Origin of the sequence: Cohaesibacter marisflavi, assembly GCF_963665895.2 — a bacterium.
In the GTDB taxonomy this organism is placed as follows: Bacteria; Pseudomonadota; Alphaproteobacteria; order Rhizobiales; family Cohaesibacteraceae; genus Cohaesibacter; species Cohaesibacter marisflavi.
In genome coordinates this window covers 2,710,404-2,726,138 of sequence record NZ_OY762534.1, presented here as the reverse complement: position 1 = coordinate 2,726,138, position 15,735 = coordinate 2,710,404, and the positions used below count along the sequence as shown (strand labels likewise).

The following is a 15,735-nucleotide window of genomic DNA, read 5'->3' as shown; positions in this document are numbered from 1 at the left end:
GCTGCCTTAGCGCGTATGCTGCTTGATGATGTCTTTGACCCGTTGAATGGCATCTTCGCTTTTCTTGCTGTTGTGCCACAAGTCAGACGTTACCTTCTGATGCATTTCCACGGATTCATGAGCTGAAGTAATGGTACCAACGCCCACTCTGATATTGGCATAAAGGCCCAGACGGAACGGGCTCATGGCGACCACGGAGCTGGGACCATTCTTCAGAATCTGGAAACTGGCACCCGGCAGGGAATCTTCCACCAGTCCGATTTGCACGCCCATGGGCTGGTCAACCATCATGCGCAAGACATTCTCTGCTTCGATCATCGCCGCTTCTCTGCGCTGGGCCACCACATCGTCAGGTAGGCCATATTTGCCAACAAGGCCTGTAACCAGCATTTGCTCCAACTCCAGAGCGGAGACAAGGCTCACAATGCTGGGTCGGCGATAAAGATAGGCCTCTTTGCGCTGGTAGAGGATTTCCAGAATCTGGGCAATCTCGTCATCAAGGCTGTGTTGATTCGGAGCTGCCTCAGGGACGCTTTCATGCAGCAGCTGCTTGAGCAGCGAGTCGAAATTTTCTGTCGTGAGAAGAAAGGCGACGGGGCCGAACAGAGCGGTGATCTGATCCGCAACGGCTTCGATCTGCCGCATCCGCTCGAAAAACTCTTTGGCAGAGCCGATGAATTCCGAACCGACCCCGAAGAGGGAGGCAATCGATACGTCGAAAAAGTCTGCAATCTTGCCCAGCGCGTCAACCCGAATAGGGTTGCCCGCCTCATAGCGATAGATGGCGGCGCGAGACAAGCCTGTGGCGGATGCGACTTCTTCAGGTGACAACCCCTTGCCAACACGAACCAATCTCAGCCGATCACCAATATCAAGAGCCGTTTCGTACTGCTTTGCCATGCATCCGTCTTTCTAGCTTACTGATTGTTTTGCAATAGCCTTACCTGAAAGCCGGAGCAATTTGAAGAGACCTCAAATCAGGTTCTTGATGCCCTAAATCGTGCGGCTCAGGCAGAGCCGATTGGCACGGTAGCACGCAAGAGGTGGTTATGCAAAATATCGCACGTATCGCGAAGAAGGTGCGAATATTCTCAAATTTGAGAATATTCTTGACATGGAGAAAGGGGCGTGGAAAACATAGGGCAAGCGACGCCTTCATCTCTCACCAAGGCCTCCTTCCAGCTTGAAACCGTCGCACCAAAGAGAACGCGGGAGAACTGCATTGATTAAAATAGAACAGCTCAGCAAGATATATGGGCAAGGAGACGATCAGGTTGTGGCGCTGGAGCCCTTGGACCAGCAGATCAATGCAGGCGAATTCGTTTCCATCATTGGCCCGTCCGGCTGCGGAAAATCGACTCTCTTGCGCTTGATTGCCAGTCTGGAAGATCCAACTTCGGGCAGCGTGACGCTGGAAACAGCCAATCTGAAACGACCTGTCGGCTTTGTTTTTCAGGATGCGGTTTTGTTGCCCTGGAAGACTGTTGCTGAGAATATCCGTTTTCCGCTGGACACGACCGGTGTTTCGCGCAAGCAGGCCAACGAGAAGGTGGCCGAGCTTGTGGAGCTGGTTGGCCTCAAGGGCTTTGAAAAATCCTTGCCCAAACAACTGTCCGGCGGTATGCGCCAGCGCGCCGCCATTGCCCGCGCTCTGGCCGATGATCCTCCGATCCTGCTGATGGATGAGCCCTTCTCCGCAGTCGACCTGCTTACCCGTGAAACGCTCAATGATGAGCTGAGCCGAATCTGGCAGAAAACCGGCAAGACCATTCTTCTGGTCACCCACTCGGTTGAGGAAGCCGCTTATCTGGGCAGCCGCGTCATGGTCATGAGCCCCCGTCCTGGGCGCCTCAAGGCCACCTATGATGTAGATCTTGCCCAGCCGCGTGGCGAGCAGACAAAAAGAGATCCGAAGTTCCTTGATCTCGTCTCCGAATTGCGCACCTTGATGCGGGAGATGACGTCATGAAGGGGCGCATCAAACCCGTTCTGGAATATAGTGCGGCGCTTCTGGTTCTGCTTGCTGCATGGTGGTATGTCAGCGGCCCGATGGGCATGCCTGCCTATCTGCTGCCGTCTCCGGCTTCGGTTGCTGAATTGCTCTGGTCCATGCTGATGAACGGCAAGCTGCTGCCCCATCTTGCCTTCACGATGCAAAATATTGTCATTGGTCTGGTGGTTGGTTCCGTATTCGGCGTGTTGCTGGCCTATGCCTTTTTCAAGACGCCAGCCTTGAGCGATTATCTTGAGGGCCCGCTGGTGGTGATCCAGACCGCGCCCAAGATCGCGCTCGCCCCCCTGATTATAATCTGGTTCGGTCTGGGCCTTACCGCCAAGATCGTCCTCATCTTCAGTCTTGTTTTCTTCCCTGTCTTTGCTGGAGCCCTTGCGGGGTTCCGCTCGATAGACAGTCGCTTGCACGACCTAGCTCAGTTGATGAATCTGTCACGCTTTCAGCGCTTTTTGCGGATCGATTTGCCAGCCGCTCTGCCAGGCATTTTCGTTGGGGTCAAGATTGGCGCAATTCAGGCTCTCGTTGGGGCAATTCTGGCCGAATGGATGTCCGGCTCTGATGGTCTGGGTTATCTCATGACCTTCGCCACCGCCACCTACAAAACACCCTTGCTCTTTGGCGCCGTTCTGCTGACTGCGTTTTTGGGGCTCGCGATGCATGCGATTTTGAACGAGATCGAAGCGCGCTTTCTTTCCTGGAGCACACCGAATGAGCACTAGTTCAAAACCGACAGCTGAACATCCTTTTACCGATGGACGACCACCGCATCTGCCATGTGGTCCGGGGGATATCTGCGAAGATGTCCTGCTGCCGGGTGATCCGGATCGGGTCGCTCTTCTGGCTGCGCGTCTTGACGATGTGCGCGACTTTGGCCGGCGTCGTGAATTTGCGGTCATCTCGGGCACCTATAAGGGCCATCCGCTGACCATCTGCTCCACCGGCATCGGCGGCTCCTCAACGGAGATCGCCCTGATGGAATTGTCCCTGTTGGGCGCCAAGCGTGTGGTGCGTACGGGGGGGATGTCCTCGCTTGTTGCAGAAATTCCTACAGGTGCTTTTCTGTGCGTGGAAAAGGCGACAGGCTATTCCTCTCTCGCCAAGCTTTATTCCGGCGATGAGAATGCCACGGCATATGCTGATCGCGACTTGTACCAGGCTCTGCTGCGTACCAATCTTGGCGACGATACACGGATCGTCTCCGGCATGGTAGGCAGCACAGATAGCTACTATTACGGTCAGGACCGGACCCAAAAGCCATCAAGCGGCACGGCCCCTAAAATCAGCTATCTTAAAGACCTGCAAGAACGCGGCGCTGTTGGCGTGGATATGGAATGCCAGACCGTGCTGTCTGTTGCGCCGAGCCTGGGGTTGAAGGCTGCCTGCCTTCTGGGAGTCCATGGTAACCGGGCAACGAATGACTGGCTCGTCGACTATGAGCCTACACAACGCAAACTTCTCGATATTGCTGGTACCGCGTTGGCCAGATCTCAAGACAATCACTAAACCGAAAAGGGAAACCATCATGTCTTTCACCCTCAAAGGCCTTGCAGCATCGCTTGCGCTTGTTGCTGCATCCGTTTTCACATCAGGCGCTTCGGCAGCTGATAAAGTCGTTCTGCAGATCGACGGCAACGTCGTTCCTTTTTACGCTCCGCTTTATGCTGGCGTTGAAAATGGCTTCTTTGCCGATCAGGATATCGAAGTTGAATTTCTCTATGGCGGCGCTTCCGACATTCTGACCAACATTGCTGCTGGCAACGTGGATTTCGGCTTCCCCAATGGTGACGCTGTTGTTGCTGCTGCCTCCAACGGCCTGCCGATCAAGGTCGTTCACACCACCTACCAGCGCGGCATTGGCGCTCTGCTTGCCAAGAGCGAAAGCGGCATCAAGACCTATGCAGATCTCAAGGGCAAAACCGTTGCAGTGACCTCTTTGGGCAGCCCGAACTATCTTCAGCTGCAGGTTGGTCTGGCAAAGGCTGGTCTCACCGTTGACGACGTCAAGGTTGAAGTGGTTTCCTCCGGTGCGATCGTACAGACGCTGCAGTCTGACGATGTAGACGCCATCATCTTCTCCGAGCTGCGTAAATATGCACTGGAAGCCAATGGCTTCGACGTTACCATGATCCTGTCCAACGACTTCCTGCCATCCTTCGGCAACGTGCTGGTAACCAGCGCAGAGAAACTTGCGGACAATCCTGATCTCGTCAAACGCATGACCAATGCAGTTAGCGCTTCTTACCAGTGGGTTATCGATGGTCATATCGATGACGCTCTGAAGATCTCCATGGACAAATATACCCCGACCTGGGTTGAGCAGACCGCAATGCTGTCCACTGCCTTTGAAAACACCTTTGTTGCATCCGTATGGCAGAGCGATCTGACCAAGGAAAAAGGCCTTGGCGCAGCTGACTTGGACGCATGGCAGAATAACATCGACATTCTCTCTGAATATGATGTTATCTCAGGCGGCGTAAAGGCGGCTGACTTCGTTGTCGATCCTTCCGATATCAAGTAATCGACCATGTTTTTAAAAGCCATCATTGGCCTCGTAGGAATCACCGCGCTTTGGGGCGCGGCGGTTCCGATTTTCGATGTGCCACACTATCTGCTTCCGGGGCCGATCGACGTTGCCGAACGCCTCATCTTCCTCTTTCAGAGGGGTGATCTGGCATGGCATATTTATGTGACGCTCTCCGAAGTCTTTGGAGGATTTGTCCTCGGGGCCGTGGTGGGTATTGCAGCGGCGCTCGCCTTTGCGCGCTTCCCTCTGATTGAGCGCGTGCTGACGCCGCTTATTCTGCTTCTGCAGACCATCCCGAAAATCGCAATCGCGCCGCTTCTGCTGTTGTGGCTTGGTCTGGGGGCTGCACCCAAGGTTGCTCTCGTTGCGGTGGTTACCTTCTTCCCCGTCATGACCGCGATGCTTTCCGGCATCCGTTACATGAACAAATCCTATGCGGACCTTTCGCATGTCCTGCGCCTTTCGCCATGGCAGCGCTTTTGGCATATCGAATTGCCCGCCGCCATTCCAACTCTGTTTGCCGGGGCCACCGTGGCCACCACTCTGGCCATGACTGCTGCGGTTATCGGTGAGCTAATGGGGGCCAACAAGGGCATGGGCTTCGTTCTGGCAACAGGTCAGGAAAATGCCGATACGGCGACGGTCATGGGCATGGTGATTCTGTTGTCCTTCGTTGGATGGGCTCTGTTTGCCATTCTTGATTTCGCACGCAGACGCGTTGAGGACCGGTTCTTATGACCAATATAGCATCTCTTCTTGAGCGCAGGGTGTTTCTCTGCGTCCTCGATTCTGTCGGATGTGGCGGCGCACCAGATGCCGCAGCTTTTGGTGATGAGGGCGCCAACACCCTTCTGCATATTGCTGAGGCTTGTAGCAGGGGAGAATGCGAAGATGGTCGGCATGGACTGTTGCATCTACCAAATCTGGCCCACATGGGCCTTGGAAGCTGCATCAATCTCGCTTCGGGCTCTCGTGCACCGGGCATCGATGACGCGCCACAAGAGGCCGACTGGGCCGTTCTGCAAGAGGTTTCCAAGGGCAAGGACACCCAGACCGGACATTGGGAACTGGCCGGGCTGCCCCTAGCTAAAGACTGGACCTATTTTCCCGATACCGATCCGGCCTTTCCGGAAGATCTGATGCAGGAATTCATGGCTCGTGCCGGTCTTGAAGGCACCCTTGCCAATATTCATGGCTCAGGCACAGAGATGATTGATCGCTTTGCCGAGGAACATCTGAGAACCGGCTATCCGATCACCTACACCTCGGCTGACAGTGTGTTTCAGATCGCAGCGCACGAAGAGAGCTTCGGGCTGGAAAGACTGTATGAGATTTGCAAAATCGCGGCGGATATTTTCCATCCGCTCGGTGTTGGACGTGTGATTGCCAGACCCTTTGTCGGCACAGTGGAAACCGGCTTTGAGCGCACCAAGAACCGCAAGGATCTGGCCATCAAACCGGCAGAGCCAACCATCTGTGATCGCGTAATCGCCAAAGGGGGCGATGTGCGCAGCGTCGGCAAGATTGCCGACATCTTTGCCATGCGGGGTATTTCGGTTGTCGGCCCGAAAGCGGATGATATGGGGCTGGTTGACCAGCTGCTGGACGCCTGTGATACGGCCACAGGCGGCGATCTGGTCTTTGCCAATTTCGTCGAGTTTGACAGCCATTATGGACACCGCCGCGACATTTGCGGCTATGCCAAGGCGCTCGAGCGGTTTGACCGGCGTGTGCCCGAGATTCTTGCCAGGCTGAAGGCGGGAGATCTTCTGTTATTCACGGCAGACCATGGCAATGATCCCACATGGCACGGCAACGACCACACGCGTGAACGTGTACCCCTGCTGATCCATGAGGTGCCGCATGGTTTACAATCCCCGAGCATCAAGCCTGAGAGCACACAAGTGATTAAGCCCTTCGGCTTTGTGGCCGATCTGGTTGCCGGGCATCTGGGCTGCTAGGCGCGTCACAACAAGCTGCGCGCCTCCTTGCTGTTAAGTATCCGTTTGAGCGAAGGGCCTGATAGCCCTTTGCTGACGCGATCTTCAAGGCTGGATCGCCCATAAGCGCAATGTCAAAGCCAAAGAGCAATCGGCCTTAAGAGGCCGAAGAGATCTCTTTGACAATTTCCTGAGAAATCGAGTTCAGCGCTGCAACCTGATCCTGCGCCGTACCAGTGGAAAAGGCTTCGTCAAGCAGTTTGGTGTAGCGTTCGATGCGGTCGATCTGGTCCTTTGCGACGCTGCTGCTGAGGGGTTCGCGGTCATAATTGTCGGCGAAATCCTGCGTTATGATGCTGATGAGGAAATAGGGAGCAGCATAATCTGGATTTTCCAGAGCGCTTTCCCGTGCAACGCTGGCGCATTTCTTGTAGGCGCTGACGCCCTTGCTGCCATCAATGAGGATGTCGTGAAATTTTTTGAACATGTGATTGCCTTTCATTAGGGTCTTTATCTGCTTTGTTGGGTCTATGTGCCTGCCCGTTATTGGGGGCGAGAGGCACAGTCAGAGATATTGTCTCTTGCTCTTCCTCATCCTTGCGCATCCATCAGATAGGCGTAGATGATCTCCGAGGCGATCATGAAGTCGGAAACGTCCATCGCTTCTGCCGGATTGTGAGAGCCATTCCTGTTGCGCACGAAAACCATGCCTGTCGGCACGCCTGCATTGGCAAAGACAGCCGCATCATGGCCACCGCCGGAAGGCATGATAAAAGGCTCTAGTCCAACCTGCTGCATGGCGCCTGACATGGCCTCGACAATGGCAGGGTCGCACAGGGCAGGGGCAGTGCTCAGTTTTTCACCAAGCTCGAAGCGTACCTTTCGCTCTCGCTCGATTGTGCGGATATCCTGTGCCAATAGATCATGCATGCCATCGAGCACTGTGGCGTTCTGGCTGCGCACATCGAGGCTGAAATCCACTTGATCGGGAATGCGCGAAAGGGCGTGGCGTTCCACATCCGTTGAAATCATGCCGCTGGTCAAAACAAGGTCATCGCCCAGTTGGACGACCGTCAGCCAGCTTTCATCTAGGCGGGTCAAGAGATCTGCCATCGCCAGAACCGGGTCGCGGCGGAAAGCGCGCGGAACGGCGCCGGAATGCCCCGCTTCGCCAACGCAACGAATGGTTTTGTAACGGAAGTTGCCCCGAATGCCCGAAACCACAGCGGCTGGGAGGTCTTTCTGGACCAGCAGCGGGCCTTGCTCGATATGCAGTTCGATATAGGCAAGAACCGAGTTGGCGTCCATAAGCGGCGTGCCATCGCGCACGGGTGCCATGTCGATATCGATGCTTTCCATATGCGCATCCAGCGTCTGATTGTCGCCCTTGTGGCGTGTGCGCAGCTCAGCTTCGCTCAACCGGCCCAATAGGGCCTTGGAGGCAATGTAGCATGGCCCGAACCAGGCGCTTTCCTCAGCTCGCATAGCCAGTACCATCACCGGTCGTGCAAACGAGGTTCCCTCGTTTTGGGCGCGTACAAGGCACATCAAACCGGCAATGACACCGGCCAGACCATCGAAATTGCCGCCTTGCGGCACCGTATCCACATGAGAGCCGACCAGTACAAACGCATCAGCCTCCGCATCGCAGGGAAGGGAGAAGACCGCGTTCTGGCCCGCATCATAGGTGACAGTCAGCCCGTGGCTGAGGCCGAACTGTTCCAGATAGGCGAGGGTCTTTGTTTCCAGATCGGAGAAGGCAGGGCGGCTGATGCCTTGCGTGTCTGCAGAAAAAGCTGCGATATCGTCAAAGAGCTGTGCCGCCATTGCTTCATAGTCTGCCGCTGTGAGGGCTGGGCTCTGTGTCATGGAAACCATGGTCATTCTGCTGCCTCCGCAAAGAACACGCCGTCACTGGCTTCCTCATCCCTAATGGAGCCAATGAGCTCCGAAACGCTTGAAAGCCCCTCTGTGCGAAGAAATGCTTCCAGTTCGCTGATAAGCCGCACCATCACCGTCGGGCTGATAAAGGTTGCCGTGCCAACCTGTACGGCACTTGCTCCGGCAATCAGATATTCGACAACATCCTCAACCGTAGCGATGCCGCCGCAGCCGATCACAGGAATAGAGACCGCTTTGGCGCATTGATAGACCATGCGCAGGGCAATCGGTTTGAGGGCCGGGCCGGAAAGGCCGCCCATCAGATTGCCCAGCTTGGGCTTGCGTGTGTGGATGTCAATGGCCATGGACAGCATGGTATTGGCCACCACGAGAGCATCCGCTCCGGCCCCCTCTGCCGCTTGGGCCACTTCGGTTGTTTCGCCCGTGTTGGGCGTCAGTTTGGCCCAGAGTGACAGATCTGTTGCTGCCCGCAGCTTGCGCATAACCGCTTCAGTGGTCGAGGGGCGCATGGCAAAGGCCTTGCCGTCTGCCTCGATATTCGGGCATGAAATATTCACCTCGATGGCTGCCACGCCGGGCACGCTCACCTCTTCGCAGATCTGCGCGAATTCATCTGCACTACCAGCCGAAATGCTTACCACCAGCGGGGTCTGATATTGATCATAAAAGGGGATGACATTGGTCTTGAAATAGTCGACACCCTTGCTGGGTATGCCGATCGAATTCAGCATTGAGCCGCGCACTTCACAAACACGCGGGGTCGGGTTGCCGCCTCTGATGTCACGGGTGATCGTCTTGGTCACATGCGCACCCAGCACATCGATATCAAACAGCTTTGCACAGTCTTCCGAGAAGGTGCCCGAGGCAGGCATGATCGGGTTTTTCAAACGCAAAGCCCCGATATTGACTGAAAGATCTAGCATCCCATTGCCTCCTGAAGATTGAATACGGGGCCTTCCTTGCAGACCCGCTCATGAATGATTTTATCCTTGCGCCGGAAGGACCGGACGCAGCACTGACACATGCCCACGCCGCAAGCCATCTGTTGCTCAAGAGCGATCTGGCCGGGAATGCCATGACGGGCGCAAATGGTTTGCAGCATCGTCAGAAGCCGGTTGGAGCCGCAGGTATAAAAGGCATCCACGCCCTCCGCCTGGATATGCGCTTCGATCAATTGCTCAAGCGCCTCGACGCCGGATGTCCCTTCGGAATCTGTGACCGTAATGACCTCCGCTCCGAGCGCCTTGAAATGGTCAATGGACATAAGCACATCAGGAGAACGCGCACTGCATATGGCAGTGAGTTTGCGCCCCATCTGCTGGGCTTTTTGCGCCAACGGGGCCAAAGTCGCCAGACCAACACCGCGAGCCACGACCATCAGCTTTTGCCAGTCGTCCTGGATGTCGAACCCATGCCCGAGTGGGCCGACCACATTAAGGTTTTCGCCAGCCTCAAGGGCAGAGAGAGCTGCCGTGCCTTCGCCCGCAATCTTGTAGAGAAAATGCAGCTCGCCCGCTTCGGGATAGAAGCCGTAGATGCTCATGGGGCGCCGCAGATAGGGCCGCAAATCCCCTTTAGTCGGACACAAGAGATGGAAGAACTGCCCCGGCTCGCATTTGAGAATATGAGACGGTGCATCCAGCACGATGAGCCTGTATTCGCGATTGATCGGCTCGTTGCTTTTGACTCTACAGATGGTCTCGAAAATGGGATTCAGGGTCATATCGGTCACGGAACTGTTTGGGAAAAAGAAAAGACTCTCCCTTCACTCCAAAGGCATTTGGAATGAAGAAAGCGGTTGCAGGGAGATTTTGGGGAACGGTTGGGACCGAAAACCTATCTGAAGCTGAGTGTTAAGCTTCGGCGATGGTCTAGAAAGTGGCACTTTCGCCAAATCGCGTCATGGGAAGCACGATGTTTTACAACACCAGCTATACGCAATGTCCGGGTGACAGCATGGAAAAGGCGAGCCACCGGGATGGCGCTCTGGGCAGTGGCGTGATGCTTGAAAAACCGGATGTCTAAAACCCGCAATGTCTGCTTGGCAGATGCCGAAAAGTCGGCGGAGTGGCCAAAGCGCAAAAAGGGAAGATTCATCGCCTGTTCCTAGTTTCGCTGTTGCTTAAAAAAAGAGATTAAACCCGTAGATCATGATTGGTCAAGAAATTTCTCAATTTTGAGAATTTAATATAGCATATCTCGAATATGGAACAATTTGATGACAATTGCCTTGAAAATAGGCAAGAGATGCCGACTGCTGTAATCCGTGCATTGGAGAAAGATGAACGTTGGTTCGTCAGTTGCTGGGCGTAATGTGCAGAGAAGGTGAAGGAAAAAATGCCGCCAGGCTGAAAATCAGGCGCGCAAAATGGTCTTTTCAATAAAGTCTGCAGCCTGATCCCCTTTGAGGCTTCGCCGCCATAGTTTGTCTGTCATGGCGCCATAAAGGGTCGTGGCTTCCGGAGCGGCCGAAATGGTGGCAACGCCAAGACGGATATTGGCAAAGGCACCCAATCGGAAGGGGCTGACGGCGACCTGTGATCGGTCGGCCTGTTTGAAAATCTGGAAGCTGGCACTTGGCATGGAATCCACCACGAGACCAATCTGTGTTCCGATTGGTGGTTCGCGCAACATCTTGACAATATTCTCGATTTCCGTGCGGGCAACCTCACGGCGCAGCTTCATGTCAGCCGCGGGCGGATCATAAGCTCCAATAAAGCCGTTACGGAAAAACTGTTCCAGCTCCGCCGCAGACACAAGGCTGATGATGCTCGGCATCCGATTATGGTAGCAGACCTTGCGCGCATGCAGGATATCCAGAAGGGCTTCAATATCCTGCAGTGCTTTGGCTCGGTCTTCAACGTCAAGCGGGATGCTTTCCTTGAGAACATCAGGGAGAATGGCATCATAAGCGTCAGTGGTGAGCAGATAGGAAACCGGCCCGAAAAGAACTAGAATCTGGTCGACCTTTTCTTCGATCTGGCGCATGCGTTCAAAGAAGCTGACAGCCGAGGCGATATATTCAACCCCGACGCCAAGCAGCGTGGGAAGCGAAATCCCCAACAGGGTCGCGATCTTGCCCAGCGTATCGACGCGGATCGGCTGCCCCAATTCGTAACGATAGATGGCTGCGCGTGAAATGCCTGTCTTTTGAGCGACTTCCTCGGGTGAGAGCCCAGCGCCAACCCGAAATGCCTTAAGCCTCTGACCAACTTCCTCGATCGAGATGCCTTGCCCTATGTCCATGAAACAACCTCATTTTATGACCGGGCCAAGCGACGATGACTCGGAGCGAACAAATCACGCCTATGCTTGTGTATGCCATCTTGAAAGGCGGCAATCAATTCTAAATTTTGAGAATATTCTTTATCGAGAGACAATACGCAGAATCTGACTCTCATGGGAGTCATGCCAGAGGACGGAAACAGGAATGGATCTTGCAGCAAGAGGCTTCATGCGATTGTTTCTGATCACAAATTCTATCAAACAATGATCAATCCTTCCTGTTTTTGCCCGAAAAACGCAGGAAAGTGGCCGATACTTGATGGATTTTAAGGCTTTTTAGCCCCTGAAACCGAGGAGAAAGAGTGCCTCAGGACGATTGACGTGTGACCGCTGACACAGTATTTTGTGATCACAATTTAATTTCAAGATAGCTCTGAGGCCAGAGCTCTGGATAGCACCCATGACTGAACCATTTACGCTCGGCATTTTGGAAACCGGGCGACCACCCGAGGCTCTGGCAGGAAAATTCCCGTCCTACGCCGAGATGTTTGCCCAGATGGTCGGCGCGACCGCGCCTGAGCACTGGAAATTTGAGTATTATGTGGCTCTTGAAGGCGAATTGCCGCCAAGTCCCGACACCTGCAATGCCTGGCTGATCACCGGTTCCAAATTTGGTGCCTACGAAGACTATCCATGGATTCATGCGCTCAAGGCCTTCATCGTCAAGGCCTATGTCGCAGGGGTGCCAATGGTCGGTATTTGTTTTGGGCATCAGATATTGGCTGAGGCGCTCGGTGGCAAGGTAATCAAATCTGAAAAAGGCTGGGGCGTAGGTCATCAGGCCTATCAATGGAGCACGACCAAACCCGATTGGCTGGCCGCGACGGATCTTGCCGGACAGGATGCCTTCTCTATTCTTGCCTTCCATCAGGATCAGGTGGTTGAAGTCCCGCCACAAGCGGAGGTGATCGCGTCGAATGATTTCTGCCCGGCTGCCGCGCTCGTCTATGGCGATCAGGTGCTTTCCTTTCAGGGACATCCCGAATTCAGCGCCGACTTCGTTGCAGATCTGATCGAGGAAAAGCGGGACGATGTTCTGGGGGCGTCCATCGCAGACAAGGCAGCAACGTCACTCGCACAACCAATCGACAGAGTGGCCATCGGTGCGGGGATCGTGGAATTTCTCAAAGCGCGAGAAGCCGAATGGATCAACAAAAAGGCGGCAAACGCCGGATAATATAAGATAAGCGCAGAGGGGCGCAGCAATCATGTTGGACAAACGCAAATTCTTTATCGGCGGGGAATGGGTAGCCCCGATCTCTGCTACGGATCTGGATGTCATCAATCCGGCAACCGAGGAGGTGATCGCGGTCATTTCCATGGGCAGTGAAGCCGATGCAGATGCCGCTGTGAAGGCCGCGAATGCCGCTTTTCCGGGCTTTTCAAAAACAACCAAGGTCGAGCGCATTGACCTGCTGGAAAGCATTCTGGCGGTCTATAAAACGCGTTACGATGAAATGGCCGACGCCATCTCCGCCGAGATGGGGGCGCCTTGCAAGCTTTCCCATGCGGCTCAGGCCGGTGTCGGGGTCGGGCATCTGCAAGGCTTCATTGATGCGCTGAAAGAGTATGAATTTGAAAGCACCTGTTGTGGCGATATCATTCTGCGCGAACCCATCGGGGTGTGCGGCCTGATCACGCCGTGGAACTGGCCGATGAACCAGATGGTGCTGAAAATCGCTCCGGCGCTGGCCGCGGGCTGCACCATGGTGCTCAAACCATCCGAATTGACGCCGCTCTCGGCGATGCTCTATGCGGAAATCCTGCATGAGGCGGGCGTGCCAAAAGGCGTGTTCAACCTTGTGAATGGTGAAGGGCCTGTGGTCGGCTCGGCTCTCTCGCGCCACAAGGATGTGCAGATGATGTCCTTTACCGGCTCGACACGTGGTGGGGTCGCCGTGACAAAGGATGCTGCGGATACCGTCAAACGCGTGGCTCTGGAGTTGGGTGGCAAGAGCCCGAATGTGGTGTTTGCCGATACGCCAGACCTGCAAAGCTCGGTCACCCGAGGCGCGCGCGCCGTGTTCAACAATACCGGCCAGTCCTGCAATGCGCCAACCCGCATGCTGGTTGAGAAAAGCGTCTATGACGAGGCAATGCAGATCGCCAAGGCCGCAGCAGAAGCAACCGAGGTCGGTGATCCTGCAAAAGATGGACGCCATATCGGTCCGCTGGTCAGTCAGATGCAATATGACAAGGTGCAGGCTCTCATTCAGAAAGGCATTGACGAAGGCGCCACCCTGCTGGCGGGAGGAACGGGTAAACCGGAAGGGCGCAATGTGGGTTATTTCTGCAAACCAACCGTTTTTGGCAACGCCACCAACGAGATGACCATCGCGCGGGAAGAAATCTTCGGCCCAGTGCTGACGATGATCCCGTTTGAGGGCGAAGAGGAAGCCATCGCCATTGCCAATGACACACCCTATGGTCTGGCTGCTTTCATCGAAACGGGAGACGAAGCGCGCGGTATGCGCGTCGCCAAGGCCTTGAGGGCCGGCATGGTGCGCCTCAATGGCTCCGACATCAATTGGGGCAGCCCCTTTGGTGGTTACAAGATGAGCGGATTGGGCCGTGAAGGCGGCCATTTCGGCATGGATGATTTTCTTGAGATCAAGGCGGTCTCGCGCCCCTGATCGGGACGATCAATTCCAGACGATAAAGGGGCCACAAGGCCCCTTTTTTACAAAGCAAATCTCAAGATGGTTTATGGTCGTGCTGGCGTGCCGATCCTGTCGCGCATCTTGTAATAGAGCATCGCCATGACCAGAAGGGCATGGCGCAAGTGCCGTCCGCCGGGGAAGGGGTAGGTCGGTACATGTTCCATGGCGTCAAACCGGCTTGCCTGTCCGTCAATCAGGTCGGCCACCAGCTTTCCGGCAATGGTGGCGATCGCCACGCCATGACCGGAGAAGCCGCTGGCATTGATGATATTCTTGTCGAGCTTGGCAAAGTAGGGCATGCGGTTGACCGTGATCCCCAGCGTACCACCCCAGCCATAATCGATCCGCGCATCCTTCAATTGCGGATAGATTTCCAGCATCGGTTGACGCACGAAGGACTTGATATCCTCGGGGAACTTGAAGCTATAGGTTTCTCCTCCCCCAAACAGCATACGCTTGTCTGCAGAAAGACGATAATAATTGATGACGAACTTGCTGTCTGCCACGCCGAGATCATCCCGGATCAGCTCCCGCGCCAGTCCCTCATCGAGCGGTTCGGTGGCGATGATATAATTGTTCATTGGCATCACGCGAGCGGCGACCTTCGGGACCAGACTTTCGATATAGCCATTGCAGGCGATGATCAGATGCTTGGCCTTGACGTGGCCTTGGGTGCATTTGATCGTGACGGTGTCTCCCTTTTCAATAGACTGCACTTCGCTATTCTCGAAAAGGATCGCGCCTGCCTTACGCGCAGCAGTTCCAAGACCTAAGGCATAGTTGAGCGGATGCAGATGGGCGGCAAACATATCCACCATACCCCCATAATAGGCGGTCGAGCCAACCATCTCCTCCACCTCAGCCTTGTTGACATAGCGAATATGCTCATAGCCATATTCGCAATTGAGCTTGTCGACATAGGCTTTGGAGTCTTCGGCATAATGGGGCTTGTGGTCGGCGTGCAGCGTGCCGGGCTTGAGGTCGCAGGCAATGTCGTGATCCGCAATCAGATCCTTGACCATCTGGATGCCATCCACCGCGATATCCCACAAAAGACGGGCATCGGCGGTTCCGACCATTTTCTCCAGCGTATCTTGCTCCAGGCGCTGGCCGGTGCAGACCTGACCACCATTACGCCCCGAAGCACCCCAACCCACACGATGGGCTTCCAGCAGAATGACTTTGTGCCCCTGTTGGGCAAGATGCAGGGCCGATGAAAGCCCGGCATAGCCTCCACCAATCACGCAGACATCACATTGTTGCTCTCCCTTCAGAGAGGGCAGAGGATCGTGCGGGTTGGCTGTGGCGGCGTAATAACTGTCTGGATAGGTCCCCTGCTTGTCGTTGCCATGCAGAAAACCGCCCTTGGGGCTGCTAAGACTCATGAAAGCACCTATTGCAATGCGTGCT

15 protein-coding genes are annotated in these 15,735 nt (G+C 55.0%); 8 read left to right on the top strand and 7 right to left on the bottom strand.

Annotated elements, in window-relative coordinates:
• Positions 1 to 6 precede the first annotated feature (6 nt).
• Positions 7 to 900, bottom strand: a complete 894-nt coding sequence (locus ACKPCT_RS13445; RefSeq protein WP_090070229.1) for a helix-turn-helix domain-containing protein — start codon at positions 898 to 900, stop codon at positions 7 to 9.
• A 322-nt stretch (positions 901 to 1,222) separates the two neighbouring features.
• Between ACKPCT_RS13445 and ACKPCT_RS13440 the strand changes: the two genes are divergently transcribed.
• The 6 genes from ACKPCT_RS13440 to ACKPCT_RS13415 are packed head-to-tail and all read left to right on the top strand — an operon-like array spanning position 1,223 to position 6,499.
• Entirely contained in the window at positions 1,223 to 1,969 is a 747-nt protein-coding gene (locus ACKPCT_RS13440; protein ID WP_244544611.1) for an ABC transporter ATP-binding protein, read from the top strand.
• Complete coding sequence (locus tag ACKPCT_RS13435) at positions 1,966 to 2,733, top strand: ABC transporter permease (RefSeq protein ID WP_244544612.1); 768 nt, start codon at positions 1,966 to 1,968, stop codon at positions 2,731 to 2,733. Before ACKPCT_RS13440 ends, ACKPCT_RS13435 begins: the two co-directional genes overlap by 4 nt.
• Positions 2,723 to 3,517, top strand: a complete 795-nt coding sequence (locus tag ACKPCT_RS13430; RefSeq protein ID WP_090070234.1) for a nucleoside phosphorylase — start codon at positions 2,723 to 2,725, stop codon at positions 3,515 to 3,517. The genes ACKPCT_RS13435 and ACKPCT_RS13430 overlap by 11 nt, the downstream gene beginning before the upstream one ends.
• A 19-nt stretch (positions 3,518 to 3,536) precedes the next feature.
• A complete protein-coding gene (locus ACKPCT_RS13425; protein WP_319529451.1) occupies positions 3,537 to 4,532 on the top strand; it encodes an ABC transporter substrate-binding protein in 996 nt (331 codons plus the stop codon).
• Between the two features lie 6 nt (positions 4,533 to 4,538).
• Entirely contained in the window at positions 4,539 to 5,276 is a 738-nt protein-coding gene (locus ACKPCT_RS13420) for an ABC transporter permease (RefSeq protein ID WP_090070238.1), read from the top strand.
• Positions 5,273 to 6,499, top strand: a complete 1,227-nt coding sequence (locus tag ACKPCT_RS13415; protein WP_319567142.1) for a phosphopentomutase — start codon at positions 5,273 to 5,275, stop codon at positions 6,497 to 6,499. The genes ACKPCT_RS13420 and ACKPCT_RS13415 overlap by 4 nt, the downstream gene beginning before the upstream one ends.
• 136 nt (positions 6,500 to 6,635) lie before the next feature.
• Here ACKPCT_RS13415 and ACKPCT_RS13410 read toward each other — a convergent pair whose 3' ends face one another.
• The 5 genes from ACKPCT_RS13410 to ACKPCT_RS13390 form a co-directional block, all read right to left on the bottom strand.
• On the bottom strand, positions 6,636 to 6,965 hold the full coding sequence (locus ACKPCT_RS13410; protein WP_139229214.1) for a hypothetical protein: 330 nt from the start codon (positions 6,963 to 6,965) through the stop codon (positions 6,636 to 6,638).
• Between the two features lie 104 nt (positions 6,966 to 7,069).
• A complete protein-coding gene (locus tag ACKPCT_RS13405; RefSeq protein WP_319567141.1) occupies positions 7,070 to 8,362 on the bottom strand; it encodes a Zn-dependent hydrolase in 1,293 nt (430 codons plus the stop codon).
• Positions 8,359 to 9,303 carry a dihydroorotate dehydrogenase gene (locus ACKPCT_RS13400; protein WP_319567140.1) on the bottom strand — a complete coding sequence of 315 codons (945 nt, stop codon included), beginning with the start codon at positions 9,301 to 9,303 and terminating at the stop codon, positions 8,359 to 8,361. Before ACKPCT_RS13400 ends, ACKPCT_RS13405 begins: the two co-directional genes overlap by 4 nt.
• Complete coding sequence (locus ACKPCT_RS13395; RefSeq protein WP_319567139.1) at positions 9,297 to 10,103, bottom strand: dihydroorotate dehydrogenase electron transfer subunit; 807 nt, start codon at positions 10,101 to 10,103, stop codon at positions 9,297 to 9,299. The genes ACKPCT_RS13400 and ACKPCT_RS13395 overlap by 7 nt, the downstream gene beginning before the upstream one ends.
• A 632-nt stretch (positions 10,104 to 10,735) precedes the next feature.
• A complete protein-coding gene (locus ACKPCT_RS13390) occupies positions 10,736 to 11,626 on the bottom strand; it encodes a helix-turn-helix domain-containing protein (RefSeq protein WP_319567138.1) in 891 nt (296 codons plus the stop codon).
• A gap of 439 nt (positions 11,627 to 12,065) precedes the next feature.
• On the opposite strand from ACKPCT_RS13390, the gene ACKPCT_RS13385 reads away from it, so the two are divergent.
• Together ACKPCT_RS13385 and ACKPCT_RS13380 are read left to right on the top strand one after the other, a co-directional pair.
• The gene (locus ACKPCT_RS13385; RefSeq protein ID WP_090070255.1) at positions 12,066 to 12,842 is read left to right on the top strand and encodes a glutamine amidotransferase-related protein; all 777 of its coding nucleotides are present in this window, start codon (positions 12,066 to 12,068) and stop codon (positions 12,840 to 12,842) included.
• A 31-nt stretch (positions 12,843 to 12,873) separates the two neighbouring features.
• Entirely contained in the window at positions 12,874 to 14,298 is a 1,425-nt protein-coding gene (locus ACKPCT_RS13380; RefSeq protein WP_319567137.1) for an aldehyde dehydrogenase family protein, read from the top strand.
• 71 nt (positions 14,299 to 14,369) lie between these two features.
• On the opposite strand, the gene ACKPCT_RS13375 is transcribed toward ACKPCT_RS13380, so the two are convergent.
• Positions 14,370 to 15,710 (bottom strand): NAD(P)/FAD-dependent oxidoreductase, encoded by a 1,341-nt coding sequence (locus tag ACKPCT_RS13375; RefSeq protein WP_319529458.1) that lies wholly within the window; start codon positions 15,708 to 15,710, stop codon positions 14,370 to 14,372.
• Positions 15,711 to 15,735 lie beyond the last annotated feature (25 nt).